This is a genomic window from Pseudoalteromonas piscicida (assembly GCF_002744175.1).
Taxonomy (GTDB): domain Bacteria; phylum Pseudomonadota; class Gammaproteobacteria; order Enterobacterales; family Alteromonadaceae; genus Pseudoalteromonas; species Pseudoalteromonas piscicida_B.
In genome coordinates this window covers 1-25,300 of sequence record NZ_NKHF01000102.1, presented here as the reverse complement: position 1 = coordinate 25,300, position 25,300 = coordinate 1, and the positions used below count along the sequence as shown (strand labels likewise).

Here is a 25,300-nt window from a genome sequence, read left to right as displayed (position 1 = left end):
CTGATTTATTGTAAATTTTAATTAAATATAGAATATTTCCGGCTTTTTTGCTGTGTTAGAAAGAAATTTAAACGAATTTGTTTAATTCACTGAACAAGGAGGGTGATCACCGGTAAAAGCATCTGAGTCTAAGTCAAATACCCGATACCAGAAATCAACAACTAACAGTTGCACTCACGTGCACGATTTATCCGCTCTCAAAAAGGCGTTAATGACAATAGAGAAAGAAGTTTTAACGGAGTAAACCTGCCAATTGATTGAAGACTTAATTCAATTGCTATTACTCCCTAATTTTGACCAAGCATCAGCCTAAATTATGTAAAAAAAATGCCGCTCAGTGAGCGGCATTAATAACAACAAGTCATGTTCGGATCGAGTCGATTAAAGTAGGCCTAACTTTTTCAACTCGCGTGTAGCCATTTCGCTAGAAAGTGGTACATAACCATCTTTCTCTACGATTTTTTGACCTTCTTTAGAAAGAACCATTTTTAAGAATTCCGCTTCAATTGGCGATAGTTCTTTGTTCGGATGCTTGTTCACGTATAGGTATAAGAAACGAGATAGCGGGTACTTACCCTGCGCTACATTCTCTAATGTCGCATCAACGAAATTAGTGCCTTTTTTCGCCAATGGTACTGTACGTACACCTGAAGTCTTATAACCAATGCCAGAGTAACCGATAGCATTCACTGATGATGAAATCGACTGTACTACTGACGCTGAACCTGGTTGTTCGTTTACATTGTTACGGAAGTCACCTTTACAAAGTGCTTTTTTCTTAAAGTAACCGTAAGTACCAGATACTGAGTTACGACCATAAAGCTGAATGTCTTTTGCAGCCCAATCACCTGTCAAGCCAATGTCACTCCAACGGTTTGCCTGTGCTGCTGCACCACATTTGCGCGTTGATGAGAAGATTGAGTCAACCTGCTCGATTGTTAAGCCTTCAATAGGGTTATCTTTGTGAACAAAAACCGCTAGGGCATCAATAGCAACACGTACTTCTGTTGGCTTATAACCGTAACGTTTTTCAAACGCTTCGATTTCTTTTGATTTCATCTTACGGCTCATTGGGCCAAAGTTTGCTGTTGCTTCCGTTAACGCCGGTGGCGCAGTTGAAGAACCAGCCGCTTGAATTTGGATATTTACGTTAGGGTAAATTCTTTTATATTCTTCTGCCCAAAACGTCATCATATTAGCAAGCGTATCAGAACCTACCGAAGAGAAGTTTCCTGAGATACCGCTGGTTTTGTTGTACTCTGGTAGCTTTTCATCTAATGCAGATACTTGAGTAGAAACTAATGTAGTAATAGCCACACCCATTGCGGCAACTAAGCTTTTAAATTTCATTGGGGTCACTCCAGTTGTTGGTCCCAGTTATTTTACGCGGCCCATTGTGCAGCCATAAAATGACAATAAAATTACTCTTAAATTACACTTTTATGACTTTCATTATTTGTCATAAAAATTCGCTTTTGTTTTGGAAAAGCAAACCAAAAACGAGAGCCTTCTCCTACCTTACTTTCAATATGTAAAGCAGAATCATGGCGAGACAATACATGTTTGGTAATAGCAAGACCGAGTCCTGAGCCACCTGTTTTTCTACTTCGCGCTTTATCAACGCGGTAAAAGCGCTCGGTTAATCGGTTGATATGCTCAGGGGCAATGCCGTCACCATTATCCACCACACTAAAAGTAGGCATGTCATTTTCTAGATACCAACGCACCTGTATTTTTCCGCCAGGCTTGGTGTAATGGATGGCATTAAAGACTAAGTTAGAGTAAGCACTGCGCAGCTCGTCTGCGGCACCTTTGATATCGAGCTCAGGGTCAACTTCAAAGGTGAGTTCATGGCCCTTATCCTGATTGAGTGACTTTGCTTCTGTGTGGATCAGTTCGAGCATTGCAGGGATATTTACCGCTTTGTCATTATCTTGTTTTCTGGCTCCTTCAATACGAGATAGTGAAAGCAGCTGGTTCACCAAACTGTCCATTCGCTTACACTGATCTATCATTGTGCCATGGGCTTTAGCCCACATTGCGGGCGGTGGCATGTTGTCACTGTCCATCATTTCCAAGTAGCCCGCCATCACCGTCAGTGGTGTTCTAAGTTCATGGGAAACGTTCGCGACAAAGTCTTTGCGCATTTGTTCTAGTTGCTTTAATCGACTGACATCACGCGCAACTAGCATAAGTTGCTCGGCATAAGGCATAACCCGTATTTCTAAAACTTGATCATGGGCTAAACCCGTTTCAAGCTCTAACGCCTCATCAAAACGGTGTTCATGCATATATTTTACAAATTTAGGGTCACGAATAAGGTTGTCTAATCGTTGACCGTGATCAGTTGGCCATTGCAACCCTAAAACTTTTAATGCAAGTTGGTTACACCATACAATGCTCAAATCTTGCTGCAGCACAACAACGGCATCAGGAATGGCTTCAGCTCCTTCTCGAAAGCGGCGAATAAGCTCCGCAAGCTCATTACGCTTTTTGCGATTGCGCTGCTGAAGCTGATAAATCCCCTCAAACACCTGCTCCCAAGCGCCCTTACCTTCCGGTGGATTAAAACTACGTTGATTGAGCAGCCAGTCACTCAAACGATATAGTTGTTTGTAATGCCAAACTAATAGAACGAATGCACCAATGAAAAGAAATAGAAAAGGCGCACTGACTAAATAACCAATCAAGGCCAATGGTAGGAAATACAAAAACAGGCGCCTAGTTAACGCCTGTTTATCAATCACTCGATACATAGACTAAATCCATTTTGGAACCTAATTGCTCGGTTCCGCTTGGAGTACTAATTACAGTTTACTCGAAAAACGGTAACCTGCACCACGCACGGTTTGCACTAAACGATCATGACCTAAAGGTGCAATAGCTTTACGCAGACGGCGAATATGTACGTCTACGGTGCGGTCTTCAACATACACATTTGTACCCCATACATGATCTAGTAACTGTTCACGGCTGTAAACACGCTCAGGGTGTGTCATGAAGAAATGTAATAAACGAAACTCTGTTGGGCCCATATCCAACTCAGTTCCAGCAGATGTCACACGATGAGAAATCGGATCAAGGCGTAATCCATGCACTTCAATCGCTTCCTCAAGTGACGTTGGCGAAACACGGCGCATTACAGCTTTAATTCGAGCCATAAGCTCTTTAGGAGAGAAAGGTTTTGTCACATAATCGTCTGCGCCTACCTCTAATCCTTTAACTTTATCTTCTTCTTCGCCTCTAGCCGTTAGCATAATGATTGGGATCTGACGCGTATATTCGCTTTGCTTAAACTTTTTCGCAATTTGAATACCACTGCCGCCAGGCAACATCCAATCAAGTAGTACCATATCTGGATAAGGCTCTACCATCGCAGCAACTGCTGAATCATAGTCTTCAGCTTCAATTGCTTGAAAACCATTTTGCTCTAGTACAAACACCAACATCTCTCTGATAGGTGCTTCATCATCAACTACAAGTACTTTACGTGACATTCCCAATGTTCTCTCGTTACCGACGTTGTTGATGTCATTATTATGACTAACTATGACAATTTTATGAAAGTGTAACGTGTAAAAGCAAAACAAGCCAAAAAAATCTCTTTTTTAGCGACAGAAAAAACGTCTAAAAATAAAGTAAGGCAATGTTTTTATTATTTATTTTTTTCTAACTTGGTATTGTGAAGATAGTTTTCAAAATATGGACATTCATCTAAAATATTCCTAGCGCGAACCGTAATATTTAGTCGTTACTAGCACCGCTCTCCCAGCTTGTTAGTACCCAAATGCCTAATTTCATATAGCTAAGCAAAAAACTTCGCTATCAATTTGTTTTAAAAAGAGTTCAATAAAAATTACTCTGCGATTTCTGCTCTTAAAGATAACCAGAGAAATTATCTAAGTCATACAAACCACGCTTTATCATTAGCCTGAAAAGACTAACGCTCAATGTGAAAAATCATCACCACTTGTTAATTAAAAGTCATATCTCAATGTGACCGCCATGGTATCGTGATCTTCACTGTTATCCAGAGAAAACTTTGAGTACCAGAGGTACATTCTAGCCTGTTTACTCAAGCTTTTTTCAACCCCAACCGAAGCTGCATTTCCTGAATCTTTGAGTTTGCCACTGGCTCCATCTGAGTCTTGGTACTGCGCTAATAACGTATAAGAATCAATATTATATGAAGCACTCACCATGTAGCTATCAACTTCTTCATCCGTATCTATGGCTTCGTTTTGCTGGTACATTCCCCCTAGCTTTAGGTCGCCAAGTTTACCTTGAACGGTAACGCGACTCACGTCCTGCCCGGCTACTTTACTATCATGGGCAAGCGCTACATACACCTTAGTCTTTTTAAGTTTGCTATCACCATAGCTGGCTGCTAGAGATAAGCCGTCTTCTCCTTTTTGCTTACTATTATCTTCTGAGATATAGCTAACCGTAAACTGCAAGTGACTCAACGCAGGCGTGGTATATTGCAAAGTATCACCAAGACGGTTTTCGCCAACAAAGAAGGAGTTAATATCACCGGCAAAGTCATTCATGAGGTCTACTTTACCTTGAGATTTTTTCATCGCGGTATCATCGCGTCCAATCAACAGTTGACCATAACTGCCTTTGATCCCCAAGTATTGAGATCTTGCTGTCAGGTTGTCACCCGACTTACCATCTTTATCTTGATCTGTGATCTCAACTTGGAATTCGTATTTATAGAAAATATCTAACCCTTCTTTCAGCTTTGTCGATCCTTTCAGCCCCATCCGGGAGTTATAGCTTTCTATCGAGGTATCGCTGTCACCATCTTGATCAGAATTTTGTATGCCGACATGGGCTCGACCATACACTGATACAGCATCATTGGCGTAGCTACAAACACTTACAGAACAAAAGCTTAATGCAAACAAGGAAAGGTATTTCATTTTCATGGTTGATCACCTTGGTATTAATTGGGCGCAGTACAACAAGGTTCAATACCATTTTGTCTTAATAATGACTCAATTTGAGGGAGCAAATCAGACCCTAATGGCGTCAAAATTTCTTATTTAGAATAACTAACTCGCGAAACTTTTGCCTGATCATCGATAAGGTTTTCTCGCCTCAAAGTAGCTCACTTAATTAAGCAAACTGGTAGCAATAAGATCGTAAGCAAGAGGTGATCTAGCAAATCGATCTCGTATTTCTAAAGTTAGACTCTTTTGGCTGGAGATCAAGAAAGAGAAGTTGGGATCAGTATTTTATTAACTATGCCCGATCATTACTAATAGGATCGTGATTTTACTAAGGTGATCGCCTCAGGGATCAAATTTTTACCAACTTTCCCCTCCTAATGGCGGGATCTAGTTAGTATAAAAATGATCCCGAAAGCCCTAAGTTATTGATCTAAAGCAGTGGCATCAACTAGCTTGGTATAACAATGATCCTTGTTAGTAAAGATCTGATCCCTCAGGCAGAGCAAGCATTAAGACAAAATAGCATTATGGATACATGCGGCACTAATAATTAGTTGCAACACAAGCGGCGGTATTCAGAAAAGAAAAAGCCCCTAAAATTAGAGGCTTTTTTATGTATAAATCTGCGGTGCAAAATTTTACTTAGTCAAATTTTGATCTCTTTTGACTTACTTTACTTTTGGATCCAGTTCACCCGTAAGGTATTTTAGGTGCATGTCATCCAATGAAATTGGCTTGATCGAAGCAGCTTGCCCTGCAGTACCAAATGCTTCATAACGTGCAACACAGATCTCTGTCATTGCTTTCGTTGCTTCTGCTAAGAATTTACGAGGATCAAAGTTACTAGGGTTTTGTGCAAGGTGACGACGAATAGCACCCGTTGATGCTAAACGTAGGTCTGTATCGATATTAACCTTTCGCACACCGTACTTAATCCCTTCTACAATTTGTTCGACTGGCACACCATAAGTTTCTGGGATCTCACCACCAAACTCATTAATAATTGCTAACCAATCTTGTGGTACAGAAGACGAGCCATGCATCACTAAATGAGTATCAGGAATACGAGCGTGGATCTCTTTGATACGATTAATAGCTAAGATGTCGCCTGTTGGTGGACGAGTAAACTTATACGCGCCGTGTGAAGTACCACAGGCAATCGCCAGTGCATCTACATTGGTTTTCTTAACAAAATCTGCCGCTTCTTCCGGATCGGTCAGCAGCTGATCTTCAGTTAATTTACCTTCTGCGCCAATACCATCTTCTTCGCCCGCTTCACCTGTTTCAAGTGAGCCTAATACACCTAGCTCACCCTCAACCGACACGCCACATGCGTGTGCCATTTCAACGGTACGACGTGTAACATCAACATTGTACTCGTAACTAGAAGGAGTTTTACCATCTTCTAATAAAGAACCATCCATCATTACTGATGAGAAACCAAGCTGAATTGAGCGTTGACATACAGCAGGTGAAGTACCATGGTCTTGGTGCATTACAACTGGAATGTGAGGCCATTCTTCAACAGCTGCTAAAATCATGTGGCGGATAAAAGGTGCACCAGCATATTTACGCGCACCAGCAGAGCCTTGCACGATAACCGGACTATTTGTCTTGTCCGCAGCTTCCATGATCGCACGCATTTGCTCTTGGTTATTCACGTTAAATGCAGGAACGCCATAACCATGCTCAGCTGCATGATCTAGAAGTTGACGCATACTGATTAAAGCCATATTGCTTTTCTCCAATTGTTGATAGCTACCGCTATCGGTTTGAACGGATAATATGTTTACACCAGCTATTGCTGGCAAGGTTAACCCTCATCGAGGTTAACCTGACGCAACTAAGCGCCAATAAGCAACCATCAAATAAGTGAGAGAGTGATGACTGCCTGATAGTAAAAGAGGCAGCGTAGCGCTACCTCAATCAATTTTAGCTTTTAGCTCGCTGTTCAAGCATTGCCACAGCAGGAAGCGTTTTACCCTCAAGAAACTCAAGGAAAGCGCCACCGCCCGTTGAGATATAAGAGATATCTTGCTCAACACCATACTTATCAATGGCGGCTAGCGTGTCACCACCACCAGCAATGGAAAATGCTGACGATTTAGCAATTGCATTAGCAATCGCTTCAGTACCATTACCAAACTGATCGAACTCAAATACGCCAACTGGACCATTCCATACCACAGTTCCTGCGTTTGCAATGATTTCAGCAAGTTGTGTTGCTGTATCTGGACCAATATCGAAGATCATGTCCTCATCTGAAACTTCACTTACGTCTTTAATTGTCGCCACTGCAGATTCAGAGAATTCATTACCAACCACCACATCGGTTGGTACTGGAATGTCACCATCATTCGCTTTAGCCGCAGCAACCAGCTTATTAGCTTCAGGAATAAGGTCCGCTTCGTATAAGGATTTGCCTACTGGATTACCCGCGGCAGCGATGAAAGTATTTGCGATACCACCACCCGTTACCAACTGGTCTACGACTTTTGATAGCGAATCAAGTACTGTTAGTTTGGTTGAAACTTTTGAACCGCCAACAATCGCGACTAACGGGCGAGCCGGATTGTCTAACGCTTTCCCTAGTGCCTCAAGTTCAGCGGCCAACAGAGGTCCGGCGCAAGCCACTTCGGCATATAAGCCAACACCGTGTGTTGACGCTTGAGCACGGTGTGCAGTACCAAACGCATCCATCACGTAGACGTCACACAATGCGGCTAACTGCTTCGCTAGTGCCTCATCATCTTTCTTTTCACCTAAGTTAAAGCGCACGTTCTCAAATACAATCACTTCATTGTCGTTAACATCAACGCCGTTAAGATAATCCGTCACTAAACGTACTTCTTGAGATAGCGCATCATTAAGATAATCCACTACCGGCTGCATCGAGTACTGTGCATCGTACTCTCCCTCAGTTGGGCGACCAAGATGAGACATCACCATCACCTTCGCACCTTTTTCAAGCGCCAGTTTGATAGTTGGTAATGCAGCACGAATACGCGCATCCGACGCGACTTTGCCATCTTTAATTGGCACATTTAGGTCTTCGCGGATCAACACACGCTTGCCGTTTAAATCTAAATCCGCCATCTTAATGACTGACATTGGACATCTCCTTAAAGAACGATACATTTTGTTATCTACAAAGTAGCAATCATAGGCCACTTCTGTTTGGATTATTGTTTTATTTTTATGCAGGCCGTTTGATTATAACAGCGTCTGTGACAAATTATACCAGTTAACCGAATCAAGTGAGCTATTTTGAGGTAAGCAAATCGTGTCGATAACTCCCTCAAATTGAGCAAGTATTAAGGCTAAATGATATTATTAGCCTCGCACCATCACGCAAGCAGTATCGAGCATACGATTTGCAAAGCCCCACTCGTTATCACACCAAACTAAGAGTTTAACTAAGCGTTTGTGGCTTACTCGAGTTTGCGTACCATCAATAATGCAAGAATGTGAGTCGTGATTAAAATCTACGGACACTAAAGGCTCTTCGGTGTAACTCAGCACACCTTCTAAGCGACCACCAGCGGCTTGTTGCAGTACCGAGTTTACCGCATCAATTGTGACATTTTCATTGAGCGTAACACTCAAATCCATCGCAGTTACGTTAATTGTTGGAACTCGCACCGCAATAGCTTCAAAGCGCCCTTGGAACTTCGGCAAAATCCGCTCAATACCCCGAGCAAGCTTAGTATCAACAGGGATGATAGATTGACTTGCCGCACGTGTACGGCGTAAGTCGCTGTGATATGCATCAATCACCTGCTGATCATGCATAGAGGCATGAATAGTAGTGATCGCACCTGACTCTATTCCAAACTTATCATCCAATACTTTGATCACAGGAACAATACAGTTTGTAGTACATGAGCCGTTTGAAACTATGGTGTGTTCAGGTTGCAGGACTTCATCATTTATACCAAAGATCACCGTGGCGTCTACGTCGGCATCGGCAGGATGAGAAAATAGAACCTTCTTCGCGCCCGCCTGAATATGAGCTAAAGCATGCTGTCGGGAGTGATACACACCGGTGCAGTCTAAAACAACATCAACATCTAATGCGCGCCAAGGTAAATGACTAGGATCTGGTTCTGAAAATAGCTGTATTTTATCCTCACCGACTTCTAGAAAAGACTCAGTTAGCGAGACAGGAAACGCAAAGCGCCCATGCGAAGTATCGTATTTAAGAAGATGCGCGATCCCTTTAGGATCCGCCAGTTCATTAATGGCTACAATTTTAATTTGTTGGTGACGCCCTGACTCATAGAGTGCTCTTACTATATTACGCCCTATTCGACCAAAGCCATTAATTGCAAGCTTGATTGTCATTAAATTGAAAATCCATGAAGTCGCAAGTACGAAAGTTCCCCTCCGTTTTGATGGCGCTATTGTAATCGACCTAAGCTAAATGTGTAAGAGGCTGAGTAAACTTTTTAGCTCAGTTAGCGTCAAGCACTCATATTAACGAGTAGCGGCCACTGTTCAGCTTAAATCCGCAATCCGGCACTTGCCTCCTAAGCATATCGCCTGAGACTGAGCGAGTAACAGTTCAGCAGTGGCTAAGGCATCGCTTAATGCGTCGTGTAACTGATGTTGTGGTAATCCATAACGCATTCTACATGCATTTAACGTTAATCCATCTTGCGCCAATGGATAGCCTTGTTTGAGCACCCTACGTTTATCAATTTGCATCGTGTCTAACATCAAAGCCGGCTTAACAGTAAGATTGACGCGTTGAAAAGCAACTTTAAGAAATGCCCAATCCATTGAAATATTGTGCCCCACTAAAATGTTGCCATGTAGAGCGTGTTGAAGTGCCAGCAATACTGTCTTGAACGATTTACCCTGTGCAAGGCTAGCGCTATCTATACCGTGAAAAATTGGACTTTGCTCAAGTGATTGCACTTCTTTATTTAAATAATATTGTGCATCACTCACTTGGATCCGCATATTTTTAATGGGTAACCAGCCCGCAGAGACTATCTCGTGACACTTTGGATCCAGTCCGGTCAGTTCCAGATCGAGCACCACCAACTCAGCTTGCGAGAATGGTAAATGTTTATAACGCCACTTTGCGAATGCATGAGAAAGCCAATTCATGATTTATAGACTTCCTCTGGCAAATTTAAACGCACTGGCCTGCTGCGCCTGTTTAACTAAATAAAACGCTTCTTTTAATTGGTGTTTTTCCAATGAGGATAAATTCTCAGGGTTTATACAGTTACCAGGCAGTCCCTCACGGTTGATCTGAGTTTTTAATCTCAGCTGTGTTAAAAAGCGCCAGCAATCTTTTAGGTTATTAATATCCGATTTAGCCAAAAACGCACTTTTATTAAGCGCTTCCAGTCGCTCTAATGTATTGGCTCTGGCAACTCCAGCTTTTAGTGCATAAAGCCGCACAACATCATTAATAATAGCTACGCCACGCTTTTTCAGATCAAGATACTTATGATTCCCTTTGTCTTTTTCTAACTTAAATTGCTGAAAAATACCTATAGGCACAGAATTAGCGTTAATATCAGTGGCCATCGCCGCATAAAACAGTTCATTTTTGCTTATCAGAGCCAATGACTGACTTAGTGCCGCATATAAGTCACTGGCGCCATCAATAAAGCGCATATCGAAATAGATTTTACAGTTCAACATCGCCCTTGGTGTTGGCGATAAGATCCACTGGCTAAATCGGGTTGTCCATTCGCTTACCGTACCGCGACAATCTGGGTTACTCGCCATAATATTGCCAGGACAAGACTGGATCCCGCATTCATTAAGCTGCTCACAAACAAAAGCACCGAGTTGGGCAAAGTAGTTACGCTCCTCATCAGCTATAGAATCAGGTAACAACAAGCCATTATCTTGATCTGAGTGAAGCGTCTGCTCTTCCCTTGCTTGTGAACCAAAACAGATCCAAGCGAAACGACAAGGAGCAGCGCCATGTTGCTGTTGGTACAAGTAGATTAATCTTGATGTTAGTGCATCGGTAAGGCCACTGAGTAATTTTCCGATCAAGGAAATGTCTTCAATATGATAAGAAAACTGACGAAGCAGATCGGGGATCTCTTGAGCGCAATTTTTTATTGCCAATAAATTTTGTGCTTTATAGATCCTGCCAATTAATTGCACCGGATCGCTCTTTTGTTGTCTCAGAAGATCTGTACTCGTTAACATCCCCAGCGGTTTGTAATCCTCATTAAGCACCGGTAAATGATGAATATTATGCTTGAGCATTAAATGCAATGCAGAAAAGACTCGGTTATTTTCAAAAATATGCTTTGGCTTTTCTGTCATGATCTCGGCAAGTGCTGCTTCGGGATCTTTATCCTGTGCTAGCACGCGGTTGCGTAGATCTCGGTCGGTCACCACGCCAACTAAACGATCGTCTTTTGTGATCATAATAGATGAAACGCGATGCTCACTCATTTGTTTGGCGGCTTCACGAATGCTTGCAGTTGGCGAGATAGTTACAGCCTCTTTGGTCATTAGTTCTGAAATTTTTCGCTCAGACCAAGTTTCACTCTGTTGTTTATAGCGTGACGCCAGCAGGCGGTTCGCATGTGCTCGGACAAAATATTGCTCAAATGCTTTATATTCACGGCGTAAAAAGTCAAAATCCTGCTCACCAAGAATATAAACCAATCCGTCTTTTTGTACTTCAATGCGGTTTTGGATCGCATCGCCTGTCAGTAATGACGGATAGCCAAAATAATCCCCTTCGCTCATGCGGCCAATCACTTCATCTTTCGCAGAAATAAGATCGATAACACCAGAGCGGATCAAATACAGGTTGGGTTTACCGCTTTGTAACCAGTCTTGTTGATTGGACTGGCTAAGATAAACGATTTGTATATGTTTTGAAAAATAACTCGCGGCCGACTCGGGCAGTTCAGAGAAAGGAGCTTGCTTATACACAAACTGAAAGACATCTTGAATTTCGGGCGTCATATCTAACCATCCTGTTAACTAGCCTGAACCGGAGTTACCTTACCTCTTAACCCAAGTTTAGGTTAATCATATACAACTACGCTATGTTAAAAACAAAGTTGCCCAGCACATAGGCTGGGCAACAATCACTTACCGTATTTAGTGCGCGTGGGCTGTGCTAGAGCCTTTAGGGTTGCGGATCCCTTCAACCATCACTTTCACTTCTTCCGGTGTTTCAGCCGTTACTTTCATAACTAGGGCAGCCACGATAAAGTTAACCAACATACCGACGATGCCAATCCCTTCAGGAGAAATACCAAATAACCAGTTTGCAGGTGCATTGAGCTCTGGACTGATAAATTTGAAGTAAATAATGTAGGCTGCGGTAAAGCCAATGCCCGTTACCATACCTGCAATTGCACCTTCTTTATTCATTCTCTTAGAGAATATTCCCATGATAATTGCAGGGAAGAAGCTTGCAGCCGCCAAGCCAAAGGCAAATGCCACCACCGAGGCCACAAATCCTGGCGGGTTAATGCCAAAGTAAGCCGATATTGCAATGGCCACCATAGCGGACAAACGTGCAGCCAATAGCTCTTGTTTGTCGTTAATATCTGGCTTAAGTGTCCGTTTCAACAGGTCATGGGATACTGAGGTTGAAATAACCAATAACAAACCCGCTGTAGTTGACAGTGCAGCGGCAATACCACCTGCGGCTACAAGCGCAATCACCCACGCTGGTAAGTTGGCAATTTCAGGGTTAGCCAATACCATAATATCGCGGTCAATCTTCACTTCGTTTGCACTTGCAGGGTCATCAATCTTGCCTGCCGAGTACTGCATTTTGCCGTCACCATTTTTGTCATTGAATACAATAAGGCCCGTTCTTTCCCAGTTTTTCACCCATTGTGGTGCTTCTTGGTATACCGTACCGCTGCCATCTTTACCATTGATAGTGTCTATCATGTTTACTCGAGCAAAAGACGCTACAGCTGGCGCAGTCGTGTACACGATGGCGATAAAAACTAACGTCCAAGCCGCAGAGATACGAGTATCTTTTACTCTTGGAACGGTAAAGAACCTGACGATAACGTGCGGAAGACCAGCAGTACCCACCATAAGCGCCGCGGTAATTGCAAACACGTCTACCATACTCTTAGAGCCTTCGGTGTACTGTGCAAAGCCAAGCTCGGTGCTGAGTCCGTCTAGCTTATCGAGTAAGTAAGTACCAGAACCATCAGCCAATGTTGCACCAAAACCAGTTTGTGGCAGTAAGTGCCCTGTCATCATCAAAGAGATAAAGATAGCAGGTACTAGATAGGCAAATACCAACACACAATATTGTGCAACTTGTGTGTATGTAATGCCTTTCATACCGCCCAGCACTGCGTAGAAAAACACAATTACCATACCGATATAAACACCAGTTTCGATATCTACTTCCAAAAAGCGTGAGAAAACTACACCAACACCACGCATTTGCCCTGCGATGTAGGTAAAGCAGATGAAAATGGCACACAGGATCGCAACCACACGGGCAACCTGAGAATAATAACGGTCGCCGATAAAGTCGGGAACCGTGAACTTACCAAACTTACGTAAATAGGGTGCAAGACAAAGGGCTAGCAGTACGTAACCACCGGTCCACCCCATCAAATAAACACCACCATCGTAACCTGCAAACGAGATAATACCCGCCATTGAAATAAATGACGCTGCACTCATCCAGTCAGCAGCCGTTGCCATCCCATTCGCTACCGGTGGAACGCCTCCTCCCGCGACATAAAACTCATTTGTTGAGCCGGCTCTAGCCCAGATTGCAATGCCGATGTAGAGCGCAAAGCTAAGACCGACGATTATAAAAGTTAAAATTTGAACATCCATCGTTTAGCTCCTCACTCGTCTACGCCGTATTTTTTGTCTAATGCATTCATTTTCGAAACATAGACAAAAATTAACGCAACAAAAGTATAAATTGCGCCTTGCTGAGAAAACCAAAACCCGAGTTTAAAACCAAAAAAACGGACTTCGTTGAGCACATCAACTAATAGTATGCCAAACCCAAACGAGACGACAAACCAAATAGTGAGTAGCTTAAACATCAAGGCGAGATTTTCTGACCAATATGCTTTCGCTTGTTCTTCACTTTTAAAAGCCATTTTAAATCTCCTATCACTTGCTCCAACAATAGAGCGAGTTGTGTTAATAGACCTTATTGAGAGTAGCAATGGCTTGATAAGTTGGAATTGAGACCTTAGTCGTAACGCATGGTTAACGTTTACGTAAACTGTAAAAGGTGACCATCCTATAAAACAAAAAAGACATTAAAAACATAGAGTTGAGCTTTTCCAGCGCATCTCACTCTAGGTTATGTTCATCAGAATACGAGCAGTAAGACATTAGTCTAACGTTAACTTAAAATGAATAATGCAATGTCCAAATAGAGGCGCAACGCATTGATATGAATAAATTTATTCTATTTAAATAAAATTATAGAGCAAACTGGACTCAGCACAGCATTTGTTTGATAAAGTATCGATATATAAACAACAAGAATCATAACAAACACTATGACTGCTATTTTACTTCTCGTTGCCGCCGCCTATATTGGTGTCTTATTTTGGCTTGCCAATTGGGGAGACAAAACTACGCCAAGCGCACTAAAAATCAGTCACCATCCGTTTGTATATGCCTTTTCCTTAGGCATTTATTGTACTTCTTGGACTTACTACGGCTCAGTAGGAACTGCTGCAACCAGCAGTTGGCATTACTTTCCAATTCTCCTCGGGCCTATTCTGTTGTTTTTATTTGGCCAAGGTTTTTTACGTAAGCTAATACTGGTCAGTAAGAAACAAAATATCACCACCATTGCCGACTTTATATCGGCCAGATACGGTAAACGCCAAACCACAGCAGTTATGGTTACTGTCATCGCGTTATTGGCAACTATCCCTTATATTGCGCTACAACTTAAAGCACTAAGCAGTAGCTTTCTGTTGCTACAACAAGATGAGCGAGTATCGGGGACGGCGCTTGCATTAGCGGGCACCTTGATCATGGCTCTATTTGCCATCTTTTTTGGTACTCGTAAGGTGGATGTCACAGAATATCGTTCTGGTTTAATGCTCGCAGTCGCTTTTGAATCTATTGTAAAGCTGCTTGCGCTTGGTATTGTCGCGGTGTTGGCATGGCAATCCTTGGCTCAGGTTCCCGATTCTTTTGAGGCCTTGAGTGAACATTGGCAAACCTTTAACTTTTTCAACTTTAATTTTGTCGGTCAGACCTTAATGGCAGCGGCAGCAATTGTGTGCTTGCCTAGGCAATTTCATGTGGTGGTGGTAGACAATCATAATACCTCTCACCTTAAAACGGCACGCTGGGCATTTTCACTTTACCTTTTACTGATTGCAGCGATGATAATTCCCATTGCCACCGCCGCCATTCATCCAGATATAGGCTACGGCGCAGCACCAGACAGTTTTGTACTAGCCCTACCAATCATGATGGATCATCCCATTTTAGCGACATTTGTTTTTATTGGCGGGTTATCAGCGGCAACCGCAATGATCGTCGTCGCAACGTTAACACTCAGTACCATGTTGTCAAACGACGTAATACTACCGCTGCTATTTAAACGTAAATTCAAGAAAAATATTTTAAACAGTAGCTTTAAGAGCCAAATATTATTGGTTCGCCGCTTTGTGATAGCCGCGATATTGTTGCTGTCGTACATGTATCAACAGTGGTTTGGTCATGGTGAAGCGCTGGCTAATATGGGATTAGTCGCCTTTTCACTGGTGACTCAGTTACTGCCAGCGATCGTCGGTGGACTCTATTGGCGCAAAGGTCACGCCTATGGCGTGTATGCTGGTCTTATCGCCGGTTTCATTTGTTGGATGCTATTTTTAATGTTCCCAATTCTAGAAGCTGGAGGGCTGCTTGACTACGAAATGCGTCAAACCATTATTACTCGAGGCACTTTACTTGCTCTACTTGCGAATATCAGCTGTTATATTAGCTTTTCCATAGGTGCCCAAGAACGTCTTGTTGACCGCATTCAGGCCGCCGCGTTCGTCAATCCCAAAGATCAAGCCGCCCTATCTAAACGCTTGAACAAACAAGTTCGTGCTACCGTTTACGATTTTAAGGTGCTATTGCAAACATTTTTAGGCGTTCAACGCAGCCAGCAATTGCTCGGGCATTATGCGCAAAACAATATTTTAGAAGATAATGATAGCTACCCAGCTCCCGAATTTATTTCATTCTGTGAAAGAGCACTAACTGGCGTATTAGGCGCCTCTTCAGCTCAAGCTTTGATCCGAACTGTATCATCAGGCCGCCAAATGGCATTTGAAGAAGTGGTCAACTTTTTTGATGAAACCACACAAGCACTGCAGTTTAATCAAAATCTACTCTATACATCGCTAGAAAACTTAAGTCACGGGATCTCCGTAGTCGATAAAGATCTAAAACTCGTGGCATGGAACAGACGCTATAACGAGATGTTTTCCTATCCAGATGGCTTTTTAGAAGTAGGCCAGCCCATTGAAGAAGTGATCCGTTTCAATGCAGAACGTGGCGAATGTGGCCCAGGTGAAATAGACAAACATGTCGGTAAACGTGTACAGCACCTAAAAAATGGCACACCACATCACTTTATCCGCCACCGCCGCAATGGCCAAGTATTTGAAATGACGGGTAATCCACTGCCGGAGGGAGGCTTTGTGACCAGCTTCTCGGATATCACTACCCACATCGCGACGCAAAACGCGCTAGAAGAAATCAACATGGATCTGGAGAACCGCATCGAAGCTAGGACACAAGAGATCCGCACCATAAATATGGATCTTAAAGCTGAAATCGCAAACCGCCAAGAGACAGAGCAAGCCCTAATGGCAGCAAAAAAAGAAGCAGAGCAAGCTAACGAAAGTAAAACTCGCTTCTTAGCTCTGGCAAGTCATGACATTCTGCAACCACTCAACGCTGCACGTCTATATTTAGCCGCAATTGATACCGATCAGTTAGTCAACAAAGATCAAAGTAACTTTGAAAAACTCACTGATAGTTTAGATTCTACCGTTCATTTGATGAGTGCATTACTAGACATTGCAAAGCTTGAACAAGGTGCAATGAAGCCGACACCAAGACACTTTAACATTGATGATATCTTACTGCCGCTAGCCAACGAATACGCCATTCTTTCAAAGGAAAAGGGCTTAAAACTTAAAGTCAGGAGCTCTCATAGCATAGTGCACAGTGATACCACTTATCTGCGCCGTATCATTCAAAACTTGGTCTCCAACGCTGTAAAATATACCGAAAGTGGTAAAGTATTAATTGCCTGCCGCCGCGGTAAACACAGCTTGAGATTAGAGGTATGGGATACGGGGCCTGGGATCTCAGATCACGAGCAAAATAAGATCTTTAATGACTTTTATCGTATTCAAGCCGGTGATAACAAAGGAGTTGGACTGGGTCTTGGCGTGGTTAAACGTTTATGTGACTTGCTTTCAATTTCTATCTCGGTGAAATCTATGGTTAACCATGGTAGCCGCTTTAGTATAGACATCCCTTACGGCAATGCCGACTTGTTACAGGTAAAAGAAGATATCGGCCAAAAGCCACAAAACAAGACCCAACTTAATGTAGTTGCGGTGGATGACGATCCAAAGAACCTAGAGGCCATGGCAAGCCTATTAGACAAATGGCATTGCCGCTATCAGCTATTTTGTCAGGTAGAAGAAGCGCTGGAATATGCTGAGCATAACGATGCCCCTGACGCTATCTTAATGGATTATCAACTGAATAACGATTGCGATGGTATTGCGCTTATCAAAGCACTACGCAGTATCTGGCAATACACTGTACCGGCAATTCTCATTACTGCTGTAAGAGATGAAGAAGTAAAAGTGACAGCTAAAAATGAACAAATTCATTACCTTTCAAAACCCGTAAAACCCGCAAAGCTAAAAGCATTACTCAATCATGGACGGTGATGAAAAAAGCCTAAGTAAACTTAGGCTTTAGTCGCGGATATCAAAGCTTTACTATTATTGTAAAGCTAAGCAAGAACTAGTGTGATGCCAGTGCCTGTAATTGATTTGCAGCTTCTACGAAGTCGCTAACTTGTTCGGCTGTATAAAAGAAGTAATTAAAATCTCTTCCTTCACCGTCAACAGTGATCACTGTACTAAACTGGCTATTATGCTGTGCAATAAACAATTGATTGCCGGAAACGATTACACTGCCATCTTCGTTTTGAGTGTAATTCATCGTTGCTTGTACATCGCTAAAATCAGCATCGCCGTACACAGTAATTGTCTCTTCATTTACAACAATGTAGGTAATAACCCAATCTCCTTCTCGACTTCTATCAGCCATATAAATAGCCTGTTCTTGTAAGTCTTTAAACGAGGCTACAGGTTCCGTTTGTTTCACCGCCTTTGCATAGCTCTCGGCATTGTCTTTTTGGGTAAAATATGGACTTACATTACCATCTAATCCGCTTAGGTAAGTGTTGTCCTGCTCTGCTAAAATAGCAAAATACAAACTACGATCATCAACCTCTAAACGAACACGGTGATCTGCCTTAAGGTCGTAATCTCCGGTCATATTCTGAGTACCTGAATAAGTAAACTCTCCACCTTGCTCTAAATAGAGTGAACTGACCACTTGGTTACTCCAGTTATCATGTTCGAGTGTATATAGCTCTGTATCGATTAATGACTCAACATCAACCAAATTTGGAACATGATGATTAGGTGTAAATTGTGGTAGCACAGTGCCAATCAGTGACGCTGGTAAATACTGGCTTAATGGTCGAGTTTTATGAGCCGTTAAGTCAAAGGTTTCATGAACAGACCAACCATCGACATAGTTCACTTCTGCTTGGATAGCATATTTATATGGTGTTTTACTCAAAATAGTAAAGGTACGTGAGTTTAATACTTGGCAGCCAGTAAATGTACAATTGGGATCTTGATAGTTATGAAGTGTAAGTTCACCATTTTCCAGCTCCCAATTACCATAACCAACATTAACCTCATCCTCTGTCAGAGAGCCGTCATAATTGGAGTCAAACGTGCTAACAGAGTAAGACTTACCGTCATCATAGAGTTCATACCAAAACGAATCAAAATAGCTCCCTGCATACCGTCTACTCCATACGCCTACGACTTCTTCTTTAACCCAGCTAGCTTCCGGATCTAAATTATAAGCCGTTCCGACCACTGTACTAGAATCGTCTGACTGCTGTACTTTACCGTAAACCATATACCGGCTAGCCTGCGGTGTTAACAGCTGATATTCAAAGTTAAAGTCTAAAGTCGGTACATCTATCACTACTTTTTGATTTACACCTTGCCCAGCATACTGCCAATTAAAGGAGGCAGTTTCATCTTTTGATAAATGAAGCGTGCCAGTATTGCTAGTATCAAACGAGAATAAAGCAGAACTAAACCCTGAATCTTCAGTTAAACTACTGTAGCTGAGTAACGGTAAGCTAACCTTTTGGCCAACGGTAATATCTATCTTTTGATGGTTGTTATTACTATACGCTGCACTTTCTACGGTAAAGATAAAATTTCGATTTTCCCCGCCCCCGTTTGGATATTCCCTATGCCTACTGATTATTGTTTCAGCACTCAGCGCTTTGTGGCCAAGGTCTCTTAAACTAATCCTTATACTATCCAGCCACTCGACAACAGTTACCTCTATTTCATTGCCTTGCTCATCTAACCGAAAATAGGTAGCACTTGATTCCAGCATACGCTCGTCTTGAGGGGTAATCGTGATGAAACCTTCTTTAAATATCCAATTAATCGAGTCTTCGAAGTCGCCAATCAGGACTGTCCCTGTGCCGTCGGAGTTAAAGGTTATTTTAGTCCCCCCACCGCCAGGAAAATACAAATCGTGTGATAAGTACAATACTTCCGGAGTCGAGGAAATAACACTTAACTGCTCAGTTTCAAACAATTTTGCTTTAGCGTCAGCGTACTCTGGAGAGCCTATTTTTTCCTCTAAGTATTGCCTAAACACCTCTGTATCTTTTAACCAATCCAGAGAACTTTGTGGTGTTGGAGGTGGTACCGTATCACTGCCGCTCGCTGGGGCACTGGCTGGAGGAGGGGTCACAGTCAGATTTTGCTCATCTAGATATAATTGATAAACAATTGCGCTATTCATCCTATGCCCATGATCAATACTGACCGAGCTTTGCTGCAGCTGCTCTAAAGTTTTAATGGTATCGCCATTATGTGCTTCCAATGAAGCTGCGGTTGCACTGCTAAACGGTGATAATTGTAATTGTATAAGTTCATCATCAGCCAGTTTATTGTCATCACCTGCTTGAGATTGTAAAGAGGCAAAGCTTAAGGTGTAGGACTGCAGCTCGATCGCACTTTTATCATCGGCCCCTTGAGCATATAAAGAAACAATAGCGGAGGTTGGAGCGTCATCATCTTGTTTCAACGATACGCTAAACTTACCATCTTCATCGATTTGCGCAACACTGTTGTTTTCATCGTACTGAGCACTGACAGTCCCCCCCGCCAAGTCAACACCTATTACCTTACCCTCTAATGTAACTTGGTCGAACAGCTGATTAATGTTTACGGTTACATCTGTAGTGGCCGTTTGCTCACTCGCATCGGTCACCGTCAAGCGTAATTTTGCCACTTCATTGTCTGTTGTAGCAGGAGCGGTAACATCAAGCTTATTACTATTCGCCCCCTCTAAGGCTAAATCGGGGCCGCTGATTTGCTCCCAAACAAAAGTCACCTCACCTTCATCTTCAACATCTGCTGTAATTGTTGCTGTCGCCTTTTCATCGACCGTAACGTCCGAAATGTTTGCTATCACAGGCGCTTTATCAGTATCAGTTGTTTTATCTCCGGAATTATCATTATTTGGTATGTCTGGAGATGAATCGTCAGAGCCACACCCCGCCAATAACAAGCTCAAGGCAATACAACTTAACGTAAATTTATTTTTCATGGATTTCCCTCCTCGGTCCTTAAAAGTAACGCAACACCTTTTTATTATTGTCGCGTTCAGGTCACACCTAAGTGATAGCCTGACTATAGAAGTCCTTTACAAAACCTATCTCCACGAAAAACCAAAGAGATTTTCTCAACTGGTTAAAAAATAATTACATTTACATCGATTTTGTTGCTAGGATAATTACGCAATTGCAGAAAAAAGGAATACGCATGGATATCATTGCACTGTTGGCTAATTGGCAAAAAGACTGTAAAGAGAGTGAGAAAAAGCTTAAAGCTTTAGTCTATAACCATTTAAAAAATGTTTGCAGTTCACATCTGAAAGCACACAAAAAACAGCTGGATGCGACATTCATTTTAAACAACTTGCCCAACACGACCTGCCTTTTGCACCAATCCTTGATGGAACTAATTCCTCCAAACTATGGCATTGAACATCAAACACAATTAAACCGCTATCTTAGCCTATTTATTCGCAATGTACTGCGAGACGAGATCCGCAAACTAAAAGCACAAAAGAGAACGCCCCCGCCTTATTGGGTTGAAGAAGCAACAGAGGCTTCACCAGATCAATACCTCGCGTTAGACAACGCGCTCTCACAACTTGCGAAACAATACCCAACGAAAGCCGATATCTTTTCTCAGCACTACTTTTTAGGTCTCCAAGCTGAACAGCTGGCGGAACAGCTCAATATTTCAAAAGCGACTGTTTATCGCGAACTTGAGGCCGCCAAAGCATTTATAAGAGTTAATACATAATAAAAATAAAAGGACGCACCATGACTTTCAAAGACGCACTCAGTATATTCGATCATCTATTAACGCATTCGCCAGATGACTTAACAGCTGGGTTAGAGCAGCTCCCCGATATCTCATTGGAGCTTAAAAGCGAAGTCAGCGCACTTATTACAGCACATAAAAAAAATGCTCAGCAGACCTTATTCAGTAGTATTATTGCTGAACAAGTAGATACCCTAGATAGCGATAAAAGCCTACTTTCACTTAATGGCGAACAAATTCAGCACTTTAAGCTAACCACTTTACTTGGTTCAGGCGGTATGGGCGTGGTGTATCTTGCCGAGCGCTGCGATGGTCAACTAGAACAACATGTTGCCATTAAAATTATTGCACCATCAATCACGTTGTTAACTTCAAAGGAGCTTGCGTTTAAAGAAGCGCAATATTTAGCCCGCTTAAACCACCCCAATATTGCCAAAGTTTACGATGTTGGCACCACCGAGTCAGGCTTAATCTACCTGATAATGGAATACATTGAGGGTGAGCCACTACAAAAGTTTTGCAAAAATATCCCGAACAAAGAATTGTTGTCGCTGTTTATAAAAATATGTGATGCCGTCAACTACTCTCACCAAAACCGAATTATTCATGGTGATTTAAAACCCGAAAACATTCTTGTCGACAAGCTTGGTGAACCGAAATTAGTTGACTTTGGCGTTGCTCATACCCTAAGCGAACAAAGCGACGCCACCTACTCGGCCTACATTAACGGCCTCAGTAAAGACTATGCTAGCCCCGAGCAGATAGCGGGTGAGCCACTGACTACTCAAAGTGATGTGTATAGTTTGGGGAAGATTTTAGAAAAGACCCTAAAGTCTAATAATGATGAAATCAAAGCAATAATAGAACATGCTTGTAAAAAACAAAGTAAGCGATATTCAACTTCTTCATTACTTGCGCAAGATATCAAGAACTACATGGGCAAACTCCCCCTAAGTATTAACCAAAGCTTAGTTTATTCTGGAAAGAAATTTATACAGCGCAACCCCATTTCAAGCCTAGCAACCGCAATATTTATATGTGTAGTGCTAGCTTTTTCGACATTCCTTATCTATAAAAATGCACAACTAAGCCAAGAAAAACAAACGACTGAGCACATTGCTAAATTTATGATTGAGACATTTGCGAGTGGCAACCCAGAAGTTAACTCAGGCCAGTCAATTTTAGCCAAAGACTTGTTATGGAGAAATGTTGAAACTGCTGAAAGAAAATTCTCAACAGCTCCCCATATTTTATTTGAAATAAAAATGACTATTGCGGACTCGCTTTATGGTCTGGGTGAATATGAAAGGGCACGCGATGTATATAGCTCCTCGCTATCACTGGTCTCACCTCAGGAGCAACAAGTTCATCTTGTAAAGCTCAAGATTGCAAAATGCTATACCGCTTTAAATGACTACAAACAGGCTATAGATATCACAGCTCAGCTTCTTAATGATAAAACTTTACTACCAAACGAGAGGTTAACTGCGCTCTGGTTTAACGGTAAAGCCCTTGATCACAACAGTCAATTTGAACTTGCAGAAAAACGGCTAACTGAAGCCTTAAATTTAGTGAAGGACCCAATACTCAAAGCTGACATTTTACTGGATTTGGCACATAACCAACAAAATCAATCTTTATACAAAGAGTCTGTAAAAACAAGAAAGCAGTCACTAGAACTATTAATGCAGCACCTACCTAAAACCCATCACAAAATAGCTTATTCACAGATTGAACTTTCAGCAATGCTTAATAACCTAACTCAATACGAAGAGGCAATAAACATTGGAGAGCAAGGCCTAACTAGTAGTATAAAAATTTATGGTGAGACACACCCATACGTTGCTAAGAGTATGCAAAATATAGCGATTACTTACAGTGAACTAAAACACTTTGACAAAGCAAGAGAACTACTAAAGCGCTCAATTAGCGTCCAAAAAGATATTTACAAAGAACCTAATCAAGATAGTGTCGTAGGTTTTATCCACATAGGAAACCTAGAGTATAAAGCAAAAAATTACTCAGAAGCAGAGCAGTACTATAAGCACGCGCTTTTGCAAGCAAAATCGATGGATTCGATAAACCCATATTTAATAATTGCTATTAAAAATGGGCTAGCAAGGATCTACATAGAAAATAAACGATTTGAGCTTGCCAGAAATCAATTTGATAATTTAATAACGATGACAGAAGAGCATTTTGGCGCAGACCACGCAAGAACGGGTTTGATAATACGTAATGCTTTGCCAGCATATATCGCCTTGAATGAAGTCGATATAGCAAAAGAAAAAGCGAAAAGAGCAATACAGATTCTTTCTAAAAACTATGGCGAATCTCATCAATATGTGCAAAAAATTAAAACTATGATTAGTGACTTATGAATGCATAAAGACTATTCAATCTAGTTTTCATAATCAAAACTCCACCACTGTTACATGAAGCATAAAAGCCTATAACAGTGGTCTAATTCTCCATATTTTTGTAATTAAACGACAGCTCCCTAGATCAAGCCAACGATTCTCATGTAACGTATTTTGTGATTCCGTAGGCTCACTTTCACTCAGCGGTATATTTGCAGTGAATTGTGATAAACCGGCTTGCCTACGGAACATTTTATGGCTCCTTATACCAACTTCATTAGCCCTTTTATTTAACTAACCCCGTGGCTAATTCTTGTTAAAGTTGATAATTTGTTTGATTCGTTTAACCAGTATTAACCGTAGGAATGAGGAAATGAGTTACATACTAACGACAGAGTGCAAAGATGACATAGGGTTGATCGCCAAGATCACTAGCCTGTGTCATGAGCACGATCTAAACATCACGCGTAATAATGAGTTTGTTGATAAAGAAGGAAACAGATTTTTTATGCGCACAGAGCTCAGCGGCGCACCAAATAATAGCTTCATCGCTCAGCTTCAAGCATTACTCCCAGAAGGAGCAAAGCTTAACCTCTATGGTCAAGAGCGTACTAAAGTTGTGTTGTTAGCAACTAAGGAAGTGCATTGTTTGGGTGGCGTTTTGCTTAAGCAATACGAACAAGCATTCAATATCGAAGTGCAAGCCGTTATAGCCAACTACGACACGCTAGAGCCCCTTGTAAAAGGCTTCGGTATTCCTTTTCATCTAGTTTCACATGAAGGATTAACCCGCTCAGAGCACGATGCTGCAATGGCTGAACTCATTGAGCAATACAACCCCGACATTGTCGGGTTAGCAAAATACATGCGTATTTTGACTCCTGAGTTTGTATCTCGTTTTGAAGGTAGGATTATTAATATTCACCACTCATCTTTACCCGCATTTATTGGTGCCAAACCTTATCATCAAGCCTTCAAACGCGGTGTCAAAATCGTTGGTGCGACAGCGCATTTTGTCAATGATGAACTAGATGAAGGCCCAATCATTGCACAAAACGTCACACAAGTGAGTCACGCCCATAATGCAGAAGAAATGGCTAAAATTGGTCGAGATATAGAGAAAACTGTATTTTGCAATGCACTACAACTAGCTTGTGAGCACAAACTGTTTATTAATGGTGACAAAACCGTCGTGTTTTCATAAGCCTTCGACTTGGTGTGTATACACACACATCGGCGGGTGAACCACCTCCTACCATGTTAAGGGTAT

At 42.0% G+C, this 25,300-nt stretch carries 16 protein-coding genes; 4 read left to right on the top strand and 12 right to left on the bottom strand.

The window, feature by feature from the left end:
* Nucleotides 1–381 precede the first annotated feature (381 nt).
* The 11 genes from CEX98_RS20795 to CEX98_RS20745 all read right to left on the bottom strand — a co-directional run bounded on the left by CEX98_RS20795 (nucleotide 382) and on the right by CEX98_RS20745 (nucleotide 14,050).
* Nucleotides 382–1,350: a PstS family phosphate ABC transporter substrate-binding protein gene (locus CEX98_RS20795; RefSeq protein ID WP_099643906.1), complete on the bottom strand. Its 969-nt coding sequence runs from the start codon at nucleotides 1,348–1,350 to the stop codon at nucleotides 382–384.
* Nucleotides 1,351–1,427: 77 nt separating this feature from the next.
* Nucleotides 1,428–2,756: a phosphate regulon sensor histidine kinase PhoR gene (phoR, locus tag CEX98_RS20790; protein WP_099643905.1), complete on the bottom strand. Its 1,329-nt coding sequence runs from the start codon at nucleotides 2,754–2,756 to the stop codon at nucleotides 1,428–1,430.
* A gap of 51 nt (nucleotides 2,757–2,807) precedes the next feature.
* The gene (gene phoB / locus CEX98_RS20785) at nucleotides 2,808–3,497 is read right to left on the bottom strand and encodes a phosphate regulon transcriptional regulator PhoB (RefSeq protein ID WP_010378755.1); all 690 of its coding nucleotides are present in this window, start codon (nucleotides 3,495–3,497) and stop codon (nucleotides 2,808–2,810) included.
* 480 nt (nucleotides 3,498–3,977) lie between these two features.
* Entirely contained in the window at nucleotides 3,978–4,931 is a 954-nt protein-coding gene (locus tag CEX98_RS20780) for a porin (RefSeq protein ID WP_099643904.1), read from the bottom strand.
* Nucleotides 4,932–5,623: 692 nt separating this feature from the next.
* A complete protein-coding gene (gene fba / locus CEX98_RS20775) occupies nucleotides 5,624–6,688 on the bottom strand; it encodes a class II fructose-bisphosphate aldolase (RefSeq protein WP_099643903.1) in 1,065 nt (354 codons plus the stop codon).
* A gap of 199 nt (nucleotides 6,689–6,887) precedes the next feature.
* A complete protein-coding gene (locus CEX98_RS20770; protein ID WP_099643902.1) occupies nucleotides 6,888–8,066 on the bottom strand; it encodes a phosphoglycerate kinase in 1,179 nt (392 codons plus the stop codon).
* 222 nt (nucleotides 8,067–8,288) lie between these two features.
* Nucleotides 8,289–9,299 (bottom strand): erythrose-4-phosphate dehydrogenase, encoded by a 1,011-nt coding sequence (gene epd, locus CEX98_RS20765; protein WP_099643901.1) that lies wholly within the window; start codon nucleotides 9,297–9,299, stop codon nucleotides 8,289–8,291.
* A gap of 153 nt (nucleotides 9,300–9,452) precedes the next feature.
* Nucleotides 9,453–10,070, bottom strand: coding sequence for a 3'-5' exonuclease (locus CEX98_RS20760; RefSeq protein ID WP_099643900.1), 618 nt, complete (start codon nucleotides 10,068–10,070; stop codon nucleotides 9,453–9,455).
* Between the two features lie 3 nt (nucleotides 10,071–10,073).
* Nucleotides 10,074–11,912: a DUF294 nucleotidyltransferase-like domain-containing protein gene (locus CEX98_RS20755; RefSeq protein WP_099643899.1), complete on the bottom strand. Its 1,839-nt coding sequence runs from the start codon at nucleotides 11,910–11,912 to the stop codon at nucleotides 10,074–10,076.
* A gap of 138 nt (nucleotides 11,913–12,050) precedes the next feature.
* A complete protein-coding gene (locus CEX98_RS20750; protein WP_099643898.1) occupies nucleotides 12,051–13,775 on the bottom strand; it encodes a sodium:solute symporter family protein in 1,725 nt (574 codons plus the stop codon).
* A gap of 11 nt (nucleotides 13,776–13,786) precedes the next feature.
* Nucleotides 13,787–14,050 carry a DUF4212 domain-containing protein gene (locus tag CEX98_RS20745; protein WP_010378736.1) on the bottom strand — a complete coding sequence of 88 codons (264 nt, stop codon included), beginning with the start codon at nucleotides 14,048–14,050 and terminating at the stop codon, nucleotides 13,787–13,789.
* A 411-nt stretch (nucleotides 14,051–14,461) separates the two neighbouring features.
* Between CEX98_RS20745 and CEX98_RS20740 the strand changes: the two genes are divergently transcribed.
* Entirely contained in the window at nucleotides 14,462–17,887 is a 3,426-nt protein-coding gene (locus CEX98_RS20740) for a PAS domain-containing hybrid sensor histidine kinase/response regulator (RefSeq protein WP_099643897.1), read from the top strand.
* Between the two features lie 76 nt (nucleotides 17,888–17,963).
* Here CEX98_RS20740 and CEX98_RS20735 read toward each other — a convergent pair whose 3' ends face one another.
* Nucleotides 17,964–20,885 (bottom strand): PKD domain-containing protein, encoded by a 2,922-nt coding sequence (locus CEX98_RS20735; protein ID WP_099643896.1) that lies wholly within the window; start codon nucleotides 20,883–20,885, stop codon nucleotides 17,964–17,966.
* 215 nt (nucleotides 20,886–21,100) lie between these two features.
* Between CEX98_RS20735 and CEX98_RS20730 the strand changes: the two genes are divergently transcribed.
* The 3 genes from CEX98_RS20730 (at nucleotide 21,101) to purU (ending at nucleotide 25,234) form a co-directional block, all read left to right on the top strand.
* Nucleotides 21,101–21,649, top strand: coding sequence for an RNA polymerase sigma factor (locus CEX98_RS20730; RefSeq protein WP_099643895.1), 549 nt, complete (start codon nucleotides 21,101–21,103; stop codon nucleotides 21,647–21,649).
* A 20-nt stretch (nucleotides 21,650–21,669) separates the two neighbouring features.
* Nucleotides 21,670–24,051 carry a serine/threonine-protein kinase gene (locus CEX98_RS20725; protein WP_099643894.1) on the top strand — a complete coding sequence of 794 codons (2,382 nt, stop codon included), beginning with the start codon at nucleotides 21,670–21,672 and terminating at the stop codon, nucleotides 24,049–24,051.
* 352 nt (nucleotides 24,052–24,403) lie between these two features.
* Nucleotides 24,404–25,234: a formyltetrahydrofolate deformylase gene (gene purU / locus CEX98_RS20720; RefSeq protein ID WP_099643893.1), complete on the top strand. Its 831-nt coding sequence runs from the start codon at nucleotides 24,404–24,406 to the stop codon at nucleotides 25,232–25,234.
* Nucleotides 25,235–25,300: the final 66 nt, after the last annotated feature.